The sequence below is a fragment of the Edaphobacter sp. FHG110511_03 genome (genome assembly GCF_059115365.1).
The window spans coordinates 184,967-198,867 of record NZ_JBZYWL010000001.1; the positions used below are offsets into that span (position 1 = coordinate 184,967).

A 13,901-nucleotide genomic window follows, 5' to 3' on the forward strand; every position below is an offset into this window, starting at 1 on the left:
CCTAATCCCACCCGTGTGCATTCCGAACAGCGATAAGTGTTCCCAGGACATCGCGCCAGGTATCGGGCGAGGTCATGGTCTGGTTCGGGAACATGCAACCGTCCCAGCAAATATGCTGGAAGGCGCGCGTCGGCTCCCCGTCTTTGCCTCGCATCCACAATCCTGCGACCTTGACGATGTCCATCTTGCCATTGGGATCCTTTGCCGGACAATGACGCCCCGTCTTGTCGTGAGAGCCCGTCCCGTGCACTGTGCCATCATTCTGGGCGACGTGGAAGTCGAACGTCCATGGACGGAGCGCATCCGTAAGCTTCGTGAGCGCCTCCATCAAAACATCCTCATCCGACCAGTCGAAGCCTTCGGGCAGCAGGCGATCTTCGGGAGCGTTGTAGCCCAGGGTGTACAGGAGGGAGTGCGCCATGTCCGCCTGGAAACCAACCGTCTGCGGCCGATCTACCAGCTCGAGCAGCTCGAGCATGTGCTTCCAGCCGTGCATGCCACCCCAGCAGATCTCTCCCTCTGCTGCGAGCCGTTCGCCGTATCCTTCAGCGATGGTCGCCGCTTCGCGGAAGGTATCGGCGATCTTCTTCGTGTTGCCAACGGGATCTTTGGCCCACTCCGAGGGGCTCGCGGCAGAGTCGATTCGAATCACTCCATAGTGCCGGAGGCCCAAGTCGCGGAAGGTCTTTGCCATCGAGCAGGCTTTTTTGACCTGCGTGAGGAATCTCCCACGCTCTTCCTCCGAACCCATGGCAGAACCACCCCCTGTCGGCGGCCACACCGGAGCAACCAGAGAGCCGACAACCAGATTGCGCCGCGAGATTCCTTCCCCAATCCGTGCCAGATCGTCTTTTGTCGAATCGATATCGATATGCGGGAGAGAGGCGAAGAGATCGACTCCGTCGAACTTCACTCCATCGACTTCGGCAGATGCTGTCAGGTCCAGCATTGTCTCTAGGTCAATGGGCGGCTCGGAGTCAGGACCTTTACCGACTAATCCCGGCCACATTGCATTGTGAATCGCCGGCTTCGCGTGCTGGGCTTTTGCAACCATAAAAATTTCCTTATTTCTTTACTAGAGGTGCTGCGTCCGGATTTCCCGGACCGAAGTGTTTGAGCATAACCAGGGGATCGGTCGAGCTCAGGTTCTCAACGACGATGCCTGCTTGCGCTGTCGCCGCGGTCACGAAGACTTCGTCTTCGGTCATCTCGCCAAATCGGATCATCGAGGGCGTAGAAATCGTCTGACCACCTAACCGGCCATTTCCCTGGGTCACGATCACACCATACGCCTCGCCGTCTTTGATCGTCACACTGCGCTTCGGCTGCACAGTCAGCTCCTTGGCCGAGTAATACGGTGTGCCGTAAGTAATCCAGACCTCACGATAGCCCTGATCCTTCATCTCTTCTTCACATTTCACAGCACGCGGGAAGGTCTTGTTGGTCTTGGCGAACTCAGGATTGATATTGGCATCCCAATCGAGCATGCTGATCAGGTAGTCGATATCTTTGCTGAACTCGGGCTTCACATCCTTGGTCAGCAGCTCCCATCCAACGATGCGGCCTTCTACCTCGGACTGGAACATGGCGAAGACGTCACTGTTTACCTGCGGCTCGTATGTAACCAGCGATCCAGGGGCATGAAGAATTCCTGGATTGATCTGCCAACCTTCACCGGGAACCAGACGGTAAGCCCGTGCATAGGCCAGGATTCCGTTGTCGCCCTGATTCCACTTCTCCAGGCAGCGACGAATGTCGTCCTTCGTCGTTCCGGGCTCCAACCCCATATAGGTGTGGGGAAAGTTATTTTGGATCTGGTTGTACTGAGGAGGAAAGTAATAAGCCTCGGGTTTGCCTTTCTGGCCGACCAGCTTTGCAAACTCCTCCGTCTGGTGCATGTGGTGCGGTATGGGCCCCATGTTGTCGAAGAACTTGCACAGCAGGTTCCACCCGTTTTCACGCTTCATGACATCCGCGCCCAGCAACAGATCTCCGGCAGCTTCGACTGCCTCCTTCAGGAGAAACTTTTCGCCTTTTTCCGGATTGACATAGCTCAACCCTTCGTCGGGAAGGGTTGCAGGCCCGTTGGAAGCTTTGGTCGTCGATGAGAACCATCGCTCGTTGATGCCTCCTCGATCGCCGCCAAAGGCGTAGAGATCATCGGGGTGAAGCTTCAAGCGCCTTCCGGGAACCATAAAGGAGCGAGGAACCCAGCACGGCGCCAGTCTCAGAACTCCACCAGTTGAACCAACTATTTCTTCTACGCGGGATCGATTAATCATTCAAGCACTTCCTTGTTGTTAGCTTCTGCTATTGTCAGCGCCGCAATACTCTCTGTAAAACACTTGGGTGCGGCGGCAAATCGGTACGGTCACGGTATTCCAGGATCAATGCTCCATCCCAATCCCGAAGGAATACATCGTATTGTCGTGGGTGACGAAGAAGGCATGGCCATCTCCCACCGCAACTCCTGCCCTATTGGCGTATGTGTTTATTGCGTCTCCGCTTGAGTACAACTCTTTGCCCGTCGTCGCATCGAGAACATAGAGCGTTGCATGGGTGGACGGATCTCCCTGAGAGAGCGCTATGACCAGGCCATTCGCAATTACCGGAGGAGCTGGATTCACGAGGTCGCGTGAAACCCACGCCGGCTCCATCGTAGTCTTTCCCGCACTCTCTTCCAGCTTGAAGGCAACGATGCTTCCGTGCGTCGCTTCTCCATTGCTGCCGTCGAACTTCGCCGCGTCATTCAGCGGTCCGGGCACAGAGGCAAGCACCCAAGTCGTTCCAGCATCCTGCCATGTAGCCAAAGCAGCGATTGCGTCCTCTTTAGCCTTCGATACTGGCGATGTCGAAGCGAGAGCCGTGTGGTGATCCGCACCGCCCAGCAATGCTGAATCGAGCAGAACATAGCTGCCGTTCGCTCCCGGAGCAACCAGGAGCTTCTTCTCGTTATAGGTAAATGCAACCGGAGTCACATTCTGAAGGCTGCTCGGTTCTGTTGGCGTATACCAGTCCTTCACCTTCGCATCCGGGCTGAGCGCCACAATGCTGTTGGCGTGCACGTCCCCGCCTGCATCGGACTTGCCATCACCGGTCACAGCGTAAGCAATGCCTGCTTCAAGGGTCGGCCCCATCGCAACCAAAGGAGCGATCGATCCCGTCTTGTAGCTCGCCACGGGGTAGTCGGCCCCATTCATGTTCAGGGTCCACAGCGCATTCTCTACGTCAGCGCATCCTGCGCGCGTTGCGGTATACATCATCTTTCCATCAATGCTAAGGCCGCCAGAGATTCCGGTTGCGCCGGGCAAGAATTTAACCGGAGGAGCAAAGTCAGCTCCCGTTGCAATCACTTGCTCGTGAAGATAGCCATCGCCGGTAAGGACGTAGATACCTCTGATCCCGAAGCCTCCGCCACCGGGCGCAACCCCTATGCGCCGCTCCGAAGCCTTCATCGGCGGTTGAGGACGCGGAGGAGGAGCGCCAGCGGCTCGCCGCGCCCTGAAATTAATAACGATCGGCGTTTCAGCAACACTGGCCAGATTTGAAGGGCCACAGGGCGAGGGAGGGACATCGTAATGCTTGGTCCACAACATCGTTCCCAGCTCTGAGTCCACCGCAAAGAGATCTTCCGACCCGGCCCAGATTGCAAAGTCCTTGAAGCCGTGGGCATTAATCAGCCGAGGAACGAGGAGTGGCTCATTATAGGACATCGAATCCTTTGCGGGCGCGTTCCCGAGCTTGATCTTCCACAGGAACTTGAAATCTCCGGAACGATTTTCCTTCTTCATAATGGTCTCGGCCTTTTGCCAGCCGCTATGCCCCACATTATTTCGAGGCGAGCTCCAGTTTCCGATCGCTTGGGCTCCTGCCGGAGTAAGACAGACAAAAGCCGCCGTAAACGAAAGACCGATTGTGAGACCGAACCATTTCTTCATCTGAAGACTTCCTCGAATGTGATTCCCATGCAGCATTATTTAATGCCGAAGCAGTAAACCGTTCCGTCGAACGTCCCGAACAGAATGCGGCCTCCAGCAACGGAAAGGCCGGCCTGATGAAGAAACGACGCAATCTGATCTCCGCTCGAGTAGAGCTCTTTTCCTGTCAACGCATCCAGGACATAGAGCTTTGCGGGAATCGAGCGCTTGATTCTCTCTTCTGCCGAATAAAGTCCACCCTCGACCTCGTTGGTCTGACCCGTGTACTCTCCGCCCGCAAGCACGAATACCAGACCATTCGCGACGACGGGGGGCTCGGCGGTCATCATATCCCGCGATTCCCAGGTGTTGGTCATCACGGTCTTCCCGTCCTTGTCTTCGATCTTGAAGGCGAGAATTCCGCCGTTCGGGGTATCTCCGTAGTTGGTCGGGAACTTGACTGTGGTCGGTCCGCCGTTCGGCGCCAGGACCCACTGGGTGCCATCCTTGCTCTTCCATGCCGCGAAGCTTCCCCAGGTTCCTTCGGTCTGGAAGTTCACGTTCGCATTCGCGATCAACTCAGATCGGAAGAGCGGCGTCTGATGGTTCTCCCCACCGATCGATTTGCTGTCGAGGATGTAAAACCGTCCCTCTTTGCCTCCTCCGACAAGCAGATCCCGTCCCTTGTAGGGGAAGACCACTGGAGTCGTGTTCATGTCAAGATCGCGCTTGGACAGCCATTCATAGTTCGAAGGAGTGAAGTAGTCCTTCAACTTCAAAGTGTCATTGGAAAAAGTATAGGACTGAAAGCTCGTCGAAAGCAGGCCGGCCTTAGCGTCGTAAGGATGATCGCCGGATTCGAAGTAGATCGTCCCCTCAGTACCAATCGCTGGACCTGCCGTACCCCATAACCCTCCTTGCGGAGGTGCGGACAAGGTTACCTTCTTTGTCACCGTGTTGTAGGCATACAGAACATTCGGCACACCACCGCAACCCTGACCTGTGATCGTGTAGACGACACCGTCGACAAGATTGAGACCATAAGGCTTGCCGTACACGCCAGGCAGCATCTGCACAGGCGGATCTTTTTCGTCACCGCTGCCGGGATCGATCAGGTGCAGGTATCCGTCGGTGGTCATGACATAGAGAACCCGCTCCTTCGCACCCGCCGGTGTAATCACGGGAGTTGCACTCAGCGCGTTCGTGCAGATGAATCCACGACCTTCGCCCGGCTCCTGGGGCTGGCTCGATGCCCACTTCAGCTTCTTCTGCCACACCATCGTGCCGGTAGCGACATCGACGACATAGACATCATTCGAGCTTCCCGCGAAGATCGCGACCGTCTTCGGGCCTTTTTCGGTCTTCACTCCGGAGACGACAAGCGGCTCGCGGAACGACTGCATTCCCATGGTCTTGTTGTCGGTCTTCAACTTCCAGAGCAGCTGGATTTTTTCGGCATTCCGAGTCGAGATCTTCGTCTCATTCCTTTGCCAGGCATCGCGCTGCGGATTGTAGCTGCTCGTCGTCCACTCCGCCGGAGCCTTGGACTGGGCCAGGGCAGACCCTGTTGTCAGCACCCCGCAGCCGAAAGCGCCTGCACAAAACAGCACAGCCGTGCGCGTCAGGACAGAAGAGCCAGACAGCCTGCGTACCTTCATGAAATTCATCCTTGTGGAACCGGGCTTCGTAGTACCGAGAGAACGGTCGTGCTGGAATCCGGAGAGTCGTCGGGATTCGGCGAAAGAAGCAATTATGAGACGTCTCATTTCGTGAGCATCCTACCCATCCGGCGTCAAAACTGTCAACCTTTATTCCGTTTCTCGCCGAATCTTACCGAGTGGCCTCACATCTCTCCTCGCACCGAGTCCATATATTAAGGAGGTCTGCACAGTACCTCAACTGAGCTTCCGCAACCCATGGTTGATTCTGTTTCCCTGCAAATTCGTTCTGCACCGTTTAGGCTGATGATGTCTATGATCCGGCGTGCAGCGTCTCTCAGAATCAAAACCAGGGTTAGGCCGACGCGATTCTCCCATGCAAGGCAGATGGAACAGCGCATCCTTCTGATTCTGTCTCTCGCTCCACTGCTGTTTTGCGGAGGTTGTAAATCTGTCCTTCCGGCGAAACCCATCGGGGTTCCCGTTCGCATTCAGCCTCCCCTGGGCCTTCCCCCCGTTCCTGTTCCGGCGGATAATCCTCCCACCGCGGAGACCATCGCACTGGGACGTCGACTGTTCTACGACCAACGATTATCCAAAAATAATGTCCTTGCGTGCGCGAGCTGCCACAATCCGAAGTTCGATTTTACCGATGGCCTCAAGTTCTCCAAAGGCGCCGGAGGCGAGGTCGGAATCCGGAACGCCCCGACCATCCTCAACGTCGCCTACCAGCCGTTTCAGTTCTGGGACGGACGCGCGTTGAACCTCGAGGAGCAGGCAGCCAGACCGATCGCAGACCCCATCGAGATGAATCAGTCGCATGAGGTCTCAGTATCGAAGCTCAAACGAGACCCCGTCTACCGCACCATGTTCCGCCAGGCATTCGGCAGCGATACCGTCACGCTCGACAGAATCGAAAAGGCGCTTGCAAGCTTCGAACGAACCATCCTCACCGGCAACTCCGCCTTTGATCGCTTTCAATACGGAGGGGATAAGAGTGCCCTTACACCGCAGCAGGTTCGCGGGCTGGCCATCTTCATCAACCCCGCCAAAGGCAACTGTGTCGCCTGCCACGCCATCAACCCGCAATATGCTCTGTTCACAGATGGCAAGTTCCATAACCTCGGCGAAGGAGTGGCAGACGACGGTGTCTCTTTCAAAGATCCAGGACGTTATCATCAGACTCGAATAGAAACCGACCAGGGAGCCTTTAAAACACCGACGCTCCGAAACGTGGCCAAGACTGCCCCGTATATGCACGATGGAAGCCTCAAAACATTGCGTCAGGTCGTCGATTTCTACGCAGGGGGCGGCAACTCCAACCCTTATCTCGATAAAGAGATCAAAACCATCCATCTCTCCGGCCAGGACCGCGAGGACCTGGTGGAGTTCCTCAACTCACTCACTGGAGATATCTCGCCCAATGTCGGACCTCCCGGCAAGGAGTAGATTCGAGTTATGACTTCTATCCCTCGAAGGCTCATGGTTTTCTTTGCAGCCTCGGCTCTCATGGCAACTGGATGCTCGCGGAAGACGGAGCAAGCCTCGCCAGCGCCTGTTGCACAAAAGCCCGCTGCGCCATTGTTCAAAGTCGATTCAGCGACCGCGGGCTCCATCAGCGGAACCGTGCACTACACCGGCAAGCTTCCGCCTCGCAAGCTTATCGACATGAGTGAAGATCCGGCCTGCGTCGCCGCTCACCATGCCAAGGCCTATGACGAATCCCTGATGGTTGGCCACGGAGGCCGGCTTGCGAATGCCTTCGTCTACATCAGCAAAGGACTCGAAGGAAAGGATTTCGCGACTCCGTCCGATCCGGTCGTGATTGATCAAAAGGGGTGCTGGTTTCATCCTCACATCGTGGGGATTCAGGTGAATCAGCCACTCCAGGTCATCAACTCCGACCCGGTGACCCACAACATTCACCCGATGGCCGAGATCAATCGCGCCTGGAATCATAGCCAGGGTCCTGGAGACGCACCGCTCAACCGCAAGTTTGTGAAGCCCGAGGTGATGATCCCGGTAAAGTGCAATATCCATGGTTGGATGCACGCATACATCGGAGTTCTGGAACATCCTTACTTCTCGGTTTCCAAAGAGGACGGCACCTTCACCATCGAGAATCTCCCTCCCGGAACCTATACCCTGACCGTTTGGCAGGAGAAGTTAGGCACGCAGGAGCAACAGGTCACCATTAGCCCGCAGCAGCACGCGGTTGTCGATCTTACCTTCAAGGGGAAGTAACGAATGCGCAATAAACTGAGCTTTGCGTTGGTTCTGGGCTGCACACTTGGCTCGCTCTCGCTGATTGCCTGCAAATCGCAAAACACTGCCGAGAAGGCCACGCCTGCAGCAGCCGCAGCTCCAGCCGAGTCGGGAGCGCCGAAGATCTATACAACCAACGAGGTCTCCGGCGACCTCAGCATCATCGACAGCGGCAATTCGAACGTCCTTGCTACCGTACCGTTAGGAAAGCGGCCGCGTGGAATCCACGCCAGCCCTGACGCAAAAACCCTTTACGTCGCCCTTAGCGGAACCCCGATCGCCGGGCCCGACGTGGACGAGAGCACCCTTCCTCCGCCGGATAAGAGCGCAGACGGCATCGGAATCTTCGACGTCGCCCAGCGCAAGCTAGTAAAAATTATCCCCGGTGGCTCCGACCCTGAGAACTTCGACGTCAGCAAGGATGGCAAACAGCTCTATATCTCCAATGAAGATATCTCCGCCGTCAGCATCATCGACATCGCTTCCGGCTCTGTCGTTAAAACGCTTAAGATCGGTGCACAACCGGAGGGCGTAAAGATCACGCCTGACGGGAAGCAAGTCTACGTTACCTCCGAAGAGACCAGCGAGATCGCCGTGCTCGACCCTGAAGCCGGAAAGATCGTCGCCACCTTCAAGGTGGGCCACCGGCCTCGCTCCGTCGCCTTCATGCCTGACGGCAAACACGCCTACATCAATGCTGAAAACGACGGAACCGTCGTGATGGTCGACACGAAGCTGCACAAGGTCGTCAAAACAATCCAGCTTGGAAAACCCGGGATGATCAAACCCATGTCAGTCCTGCTCTCGGATGACGGCAAAAGACTCTACGTGAGTACGGGCCGGGGACGGATGGTCTTTACGGTGGATACGGATACCAACAAGGTATTGGGCTCGGTCGAAGTAGGCAGGCGGCCCTGGGGCATCGCCTTGTCGCCGGATGGAAAGACTCTCTACTCCGCCAACGGTCCCTCGAACGATGTCACCGCGGTCGATGTTGCGACCAATACTGTGACCAAGAAGTTCAAGGCAGGAGAAGGTCCCTGGGGAATCATCGTGCTGAAGTAGCCGGTCAGCCGGGCCTTCCGGTTCGAAAGTACTTCTGATACGCCGTAATCCAGTTCGTCGCGATCTCGCGCTGCGCTTCGGCGAGATTGATCTTCTTGTCGCACACGAGACGATAGAGATGCCGTTCCAGGGCATCTTTCGCTTCGGCGTTCCAGGTGGTTTCTTTGTACGACTGTGGCCAAAGGTTGCGGACATCATCCGTGCCACCCAGTTGAGGGCTGATCAGGTAATCTACCTGAAAATCCTTCGCTGAATGGTCGATCGAGATTCCATATTCGCTAAAGACCGCCTGTTGCCTGGAATACGACACTTTGGGATCGAGGTCATCATCGCCTGCGGCACAGACCTCCTCCACGCTGACCGGACGGGTCATCCCCGGCGTCAAAGCGCGATTCGGCAAAGATGCTGCGAGTTCAGCGACAGAACGATGAAGATTGGGCACGCCGAAAAGGACAGCGACTATGCCTGCGAAGGCGACGCCTCCGCAGACATAGCTCTTTGTCAACCAGGTTGCTATGAAGCCCATCAGGCGAGCCCAGGGCGAATCCTGTTCCCCGCTTTCCTCAGCCAATTTCGCCTGTAGCAGAACCCGCGCCTTGTTCGCGTCCCAAGTGGGACGATCGCTTGCAACAGCAGCCTTCAGCTCTTCTCCAATCTGAAGAGTCTCCTCCAGGCGCGCATAGCATCCCTCGCACTCCGCGAGATGAGAGCTGGCCAAGGCGATCTCTTCAGGACTCATCTCGCCGTCTTGAAAACGGATGAGGTCTACTTCGGAAAGATGATCGATGCTGGATCTCATGCTCCACCTCCCTCGCTCCGTCGCAGTCGCCCAAGAGATCGACCCAAGTAATTCGCTACGCTTCCGAGCGAGATTCCTAACACGTCTGAGATCTCGCGATACTTCAGTCCTTCTGCACGCAACTGAAGGCACAGCCGGTCCGCCTCCGGAAGCGATTCAAAGGTCCGGCGCAACTTCAACTGCCTCTCACTGAAGATCATTTCCTCTTCGGGATTTGAAGTCGATTCCGCCGCCAAATGATCCATCCCACTCTCATTCGCCCTATCGTCTACCCGGTAGCGCGTTCTGCGCTTGAGAGCAAGATTATGCGTCACGCGGTAGATCCATCCCGGTAAGTTGCTTCGCGATTTGCCGGCCCGCAGATGCCGGAACAGGGCCATAAAGACCTCCTGAACCACGTCCTCCGCATCGTGCGCCTTCAAGCCCAGCGACGTCGCGTATCGAAACAGGCGAGGGCGAAACAGATCGTGGAGATGGAGAACCTCATCCTCGAGCGAAAGCGCCCGATCGAGAGGGCGGACGTGCTGTAACGCGGATGATTCGCAGCTTTGAGGAAGGATAGACATGATTTCGGGATTTATGAGACGTCTCAAATCATAGTGACCTGCAATAGCAGTGAAAAACATTACAGAAAAGCTGAACAAAATTCCTTTCCTCAGAATATTCAACCCGAGGTTCGCTGTTTTCCAAACAACCTCGAAAATAAACTATCCGCTCTCGAAGGTGAAACGTTTCTGCCACCCCTCACCCTCTTTGACGCACTTCGCGTTATCTTCTCGAAGAAATTGCCTGGAATCTGCTCTCAATGCATTAAGGGAGAGGTAGATCCCATCGAAAAAGAGAAGACCTGCCCGAATCCAGCTCCTGAAAGTTGCTCAACCCAACTCCGACCAGCCGAAACCGCTGACCGGGGTTGACGCTGACACGCTCTCGCAGCGACAGCGCAATCGCAATAAGGTCCTCGCCAGATTCTGGAGGAATTGCGGGAGTGTGGCTACGAGTAATGATCTCGAATTCGCTCGTCTTCAACTTCAAGACCACCGTCCGAGCCACCCTGGACTCCTTGCGCGATGCTGACCAGACCTTCTCCGCCAGTCGGCGAATCATCTCCTCTGTCGCATCAAGTGGAAGGTCGCGCTCGAACGTGTCTTCGGCAGAGATCGACTTTGTCGGCCGGTCAGCAACCACCGGATTGTGATCGATCCCGTGAGCCAGCTCGTACAATCGCAAACCATAACGTCCGAAATGCCCGTGGAGAGCCGACTGGCCGATTCCTCGCAGGTCGCCCACTGTCGTAACCCCAAGCTGCCTCAAACGCGTCTCCATCACCTTGCCCACGCCGGGGATCCTCCCTACGGCCAGGGGAAAAAGAAAGGAATCGACATCGTGCGGCTGGATCACGAACAGGCCATCGGGCTTGCGCCAGTCCGATGCGATCTTGGCCAGAAACTTGTTCGGTGCCACTCCCGCAGATGCCGTCAGCTCAAGCTCCTCGCGGATCAGCCGGCGAATCGTCTTCGCAACCTGCGTCGCTGTCGGAAGACCGGTTTTATTGACCGTCACATCCAGGTATGCCTCGTCGAGCGAGAGCGGCTCAATCAGTTCGGTGTGCCGCCTGAAGATCTCCCGAACCGCATGGGAGACAGCCTTGTACCGCGTAAAGTCCGGGGGAATGAAGATCGCATCCGGACACAGGCGCTCTGCATGAACCGCAGCCATCGCTGAGCGCACTCCGAACCTGCGCGCCTCGTAAGAAGCTGCGCAGACAACAGACCTGTTCCCACGCCACGCGACAACCACCGGCCTGCCGCGAAGCGAGGCGTCGTCACGCTGTTCCACCGACGCATAGAACGCGTCCATATCGATGTGGACGATCTTGCGAGATTGAGGATCGCTCAGCAACAGCTCTGATTCTAAAGCGAATAAACAGCGAATAAAACAGGATTCGACGCTGCCTGCCGCTCACATTATGCAGAGCAGTTCATCTCCCACCGGACTTTCGCGCCAACTATGGGCTTCAGAGGGCCACCATCGTTGGCGCGAAAATCCCCGTACCTGAACTCAGTTCTTATGGACCGGCCCTCGCATCATCAGCGCCTTGATAAATACTCCGCCGACAACCGAGCGAGCCTGAAAGCCTATCTGCTTTCCGCTGACGGTGTCATAGAAGTCCGTCGTAGGGACCCGCGATGGCGTCTCGTCTGCCCAGACGATCAACCTGTGGACCAGGTCCTGGAACTGTGCCGGGTTACTGGCCAGGCTCGCCGTCCAGATCTCCCAGTCCAGCTTCGTGATGGTCTTCCGGTTATCCAGCGGAAGGCCGTATCGCTGAAGTTGTTTGCTGTAGAACTTCCACTCGGTGTCCATCACTCTCTTCGGGAAGAGATGAATATCCAGCAGATCATCCCACACCAGGTTGTACTTCTGGCTCCAGCTGCCCGGCTGGTCGAAGGCGAGCTTGTAGTGATCGCCATCGATCGCCATCTTCTCCCACTCGGCCGGCATCTTGCGTACGATTCCCTCGTAGTGTTCGGCAAGCTTCGTGTCGCCAACTCCTCGCGCAATCTGAACGAATGCTCCAAGAGCTTCAATCGCCTTGATGGATAGATTGGTGTTGTGCGCAAGATGACCGGCGAAGTCGTCAGTGCTCAACTGATTTTCCGGATCCATTCCCTTCTTCTCCAGATAATCCGCCCATTGCGTCAGCTGAGGCATGTAGCGCTTCGCAAAATCCCAATTGCCTTCGCTCCGCTCAAGGGCCGCGATCATGATGATCAGGTTACCGCTCTCTTCAACCGGCATCTGGTCTTCCTCATTCTCTTCGCCGCCTCCATACACCTGGCCGTTCGCAAGAGGATATGTGCCCAGGTCATGCGGCGCGAACGGGAACTTCCAACGCGGAAGCGCCGCATAGCGCATCAACGGCTCAAGCTGCGCCTCCAGCAGCTTCGGGTTGAAGAGCAGAAAGAACGGCGACGACGGATACGTGACATCTACCGTATCAATACAGCCGTTGCTATCGTTCTCCTTTGAAAAGAACATCGGTGTGCCATCGATATCGGCCACGAGCTTATGCGCCGCAATCGTCTGGCGAAACAGCAGCGAGGTCAGCGCTTCGTAATCCGTTCCACCGGCCTTCTTCATCTCAGCCATCGTCTCGGTGTCAAACTGTACTCCGCGCTGCTCAAGCTGCGGATACTCTTTCTCGGCGGTGCTGAGCATCGCGGCCTCGGTCATGCCGTTGCGTTGCCAATAAGGGCGGAGCTTGCGCCCTAGATATTCGATCGCATATCCCTCGGTATACGCGAGCTCTACATGTCGCTCGACCTTTGCCGAGCCTACCGCACCCAGCGACAACTTTGTCGTCAGATGAGCCGCCTGGCCGCGTCTTGCCGCCGGAGCCGGCATCGAGGAGTCGTCCGCCTCGGGCAGATTGCCCGACTGGACAAAGACCGGAATGCCATTGTTTGCCATCGAGGTTGTGGCTGCCGCCGAATCCGGTATGCCCAGACGAAAGTATCCCCAATCGATGCGAACACGGTCCCCGGATTGATGAAGCGTCTGCTGATCGCGTGTGCCTACGTTCAAAAGCGTCAACCCCGCAGCACGCGTTCGCGACCAGATCACCTGCTGTGCCGGCTGGTCTACCGCGATCAGCGGATCAACATCCAGCATCAGATCCGTCTGGTGTTCCTTTCCATCGATAGACCTTGCACTCCAGCTCAAGTAGGTGACCGGTCGCGACATCACATCCAGGTCTTTCGGAAACAGCGGGGTAAAGAAGACAACGTCCAGTTCGAGCCCTGCAGCAGTAAATCGATACTTGGAATGCAAAGGAGTCACTTCGACCGACGTCTGCTCCATCGCATCGACGGCGGGCATGCCAAAGTAACCTCGCGGCATCGTCCCCATCCAGCGATAGGTCTTGCCATCAATCCGAATGAGTCCGAGCATCGGCTGGGCGACCTCGGTCCAGTGCTTCACAGGCACATCCGTCAGCTTGTCGCCCATCGACCACAAGCTGAAAAACGGATCGTTCGTCGCAAGCGGCACCGCAGGCGCCCGGTGTTGTTGTGCAGTGGCCGATAGGCATATTACGGCCATTGCAGCGCACGCTACTGATCTCATTCGCATCACTAAAATTCCTTTGGGCTGGGTTTGGTTTTGTTCACTACGCTATATGGCGTTCGGGAAGCG

Annotated in this window: 11 protein-coding genes; 3 read left to right on the top strand and 8 right to left on the bottom strand. The window is 56.4% G+C overall.

Annotated elements, in window-relative coordinates:
- Position 1: 1 nt before the first annotated feature.
- From AC5S26_RS00640 to AC5S26_RS00655, 4 genes are all read right to left on the bottom strand, one after another.
- Positions 2–1,054 carry a sugar phosphate isomerase/epimerase family protein gene (locus AC5S26_RS00640; RefSeq protein WP_494182912.1) on the bottom strand — a complete coding sequence of 351 codons (1,053 nt, stop codon included), beginning with the start codon at positions 1,052–1,054 and terminating at the stop codon, positions 2–4.
- Positions 1,055–1,064: 10 nt separating this feature from the next.
- The gene (locus AC5S26_RS00645; RefSeq protein ID WP_494182913.1) at positions 1,065–2,282 is read right to left on the bottom strand and encodes a hypothetical protein; all 1,218 of its coding nucleotides are present in this window, start codon (positions 2,280–2,282) and stop codon (positions 1,065–1,067) included.
- Positions 2,283–2,387: 105 nt separating this feature from the next.
- On the bottom strand, positions 2,388–3,938 hold the full coding sequence (locus AC5S26_RS00650; RefSeq protein WP_494182914.1) for a hypothetical protein: 1,551 nt from the start codon (positions 3,936–3,938) through the stop codon (positions 2,388–2,390).
- 35 nt (positions 3,939–3,973) lie between these two features.
- The gene (locus tag AC5S26_RS00655) at positions 3,974–5,575 is read right to left on the bottom strand and encodes a PQQ-binding-like beta-propeller repeat protein (protein WP_494182915.1); all 1,602 of its coding nucleotides are present in this window, start codon (positions 5,573–5,575) and stop codon (positions 3,974–3,976) included.
- Between the two features lie 387 nt (positions 5,576–5,962).
- Between AC5S26_RS00655 and AC5S26_RS00660 the strand changes: the two genes are divergently transcribed.
- From AC5S26_RS00660 to AC5S26_RS00670, 3 genes are read left to right on the top strand one after another with little or no spacing between them, the layout of a single operon-like run.
- A complete protein-coding gene (locus tag AC5S26_RS00660) occupies positions 5,963–7,024 on the top strand; it encodes a cytochrome-c peroxidase (protein WP_494182916.1) in 1,062 nt (353 codons plus the stop codon).
- Between the two features lie 9 nt (positions 7,025–7,033).
- On the top strand, positions 7,034–7,819 hold the full coding sequence (locus AC5S26_RS00665) for a carboxypeptidase regulatory-like domain-containing protein (protein ID WP_494182917.1): 786 nt from the start codon (positions 7,034–7,036) through the stop codon (positions 7,817–7,819).
- 3 nt (positions 7,820–7,822) lie between these two features.
- A complete protein-coding gene (locus AC5S26_RS00670; RefSeq protein ID WP_494182918.1) occupies positions 7,823–8,905 on the top strand; it encodes a beta-propeller fold lactonase family protein in 1,083 nt (360 codons plus the stop codon).
- Positions 8,906–8,909: 4 nt separating this feature from the next.
- Here AC5S26_RS00670 and AC5S26_RS00675 read toward each other — a convergent pair whose 3' ends face one another.
- The 4 genes from AC5S26_RS00675 to AC5S26_RS00690 all read right to left on the bottom strand — a co-directional run bounded on the left by AC5S26_RS00675 (position 8,910) and on the right by AC5S26_RS00690 (position 13,832).
- Positions 8,910–9,704 carry an anti-sigma factor family protein gene (locus AC5S26_RS00675; RefSeq protein WP_494182919.1) on the bottom strand — a complete coding sequence of 265 codons (795 nt, stop codon included), beginning with the start codon at positions 9,702–9,704 and terminating at the stop codon, positions 8,910–8,912.
- On the bottom strand, positions 9,701–10,270 hold the full coding sequence (locus AC5S26_RS00680; protein WP_494182920.1) for an RNA polymerase sigma factor: 570 nt from the start codon (positions 10,268–10,270) through the stop codon (positions 9,701–9,703). The genes AC5S26_RS00675 and AC5S26_RS00680 overlap by 4 nt, the downstream gene beginning before the upstream one ends.
- A gap of 244 nt (positions 10,271–10,514) precedes the next feature.
- A complete protein-coding gene (gene dinB / locus AC5S26_RS00685; protein ID WP_494182921.1) occupies positions 10,515–11,606 on the bottom strand; it encodes a DNA polymerase IV in 1,092 nt (363 codons plus the stop codon).
- 159 nt (positions 11,607–11,765) lie between these two features.
- Positions 11,766–13,832, bottom strand: a complete 2,067-nt coding sequence (locus AC5S26_RS00690; RefSeq protein ID WP_494182922.1) for a glutaminase family protein — start codon at positions 13,830–13,832, stop codon at positions 11,766–11,768.
- Positions 13,833–13,901 lie beyond the last annotated feature (69 nt).

Excerpts from the sequence above, each read along its gene's own strand:
- AC5S26_RS00640 (WP_494182912.1), bottom strand. The coding sequence starts at position 1,054 with ATGGTTGCAAAAGCCCAGCACGCGAAGCCGGCGATTCACAATGCAATG.
- AC5S26_RS00645 (WP_494182913.1), bottom strand. The coding sequence starts at position 2,282 with ATGATTAATCGATCCCGCGTAGAAGAAATAGTTGGTTCAACTGGTGGA.
- AC5S26_RS00650 (WP_494182914.1), bottom strand. The coding sequence starts at position 3,938 with ATGAAGAAATGGTTCGGTCTCACAATCGGTCTTTCGTTTACGGCGGCT.
- AC5S26_RS00655 (WP_494182915.1), bottom strand. The coding sequence starts at position 5,575 with ATGAAGGTACGCAGGCTGTCTGGCTCTTCTGTCCTGACGCGCACGGCT.
- AC5S26_RS00660 (WP_494182916.1), top strand. The coding sequence starts at position 5,963 with ATGGAACAGCGCATCCTTCTGATTCTGTCTCTCGCTCCACTGCTGTTT.
- AC5S26_RS00665 (WP_494182917.1), top strand. The coding sequence starts at position 7,034 with ATGACTTCTATCCCTCGAAGGCTCATGGTTTTCTTTGCAGCCTCGGCT.
- AC5S26_RS00670 (WP_494182918.1), top strand. The coding sequence starts at position 7,823 with ATGCGCAATAAACTGAGCTTTGCGTTGGTTCTGGGCTGCACACTTGGC.
- AC5S26_RS00675 (WP_494182919.1), bottom strand. The coding sequence starts at position 9,704 with ATGAGATCCAGCATCGATCATCTTTCCGAAGTAGACCTCATCCGTTTT.
- AC5S26_RS00680 (WP_494182920.1), bottom strand. The coding sequence starts at position 10,270 with ATGTCTATCCTTCCTCAAAGCTGCGAATCATCCGCGTTACAGCACGTC.
- AC5S26_RS00690 (WP_494182922.1), bottom strand. The coding sequence starts at position 13,832 with ATGAGATCAGTAGCGTGCGCTGCAATGGCCGTAATATGCCTATCGGCC.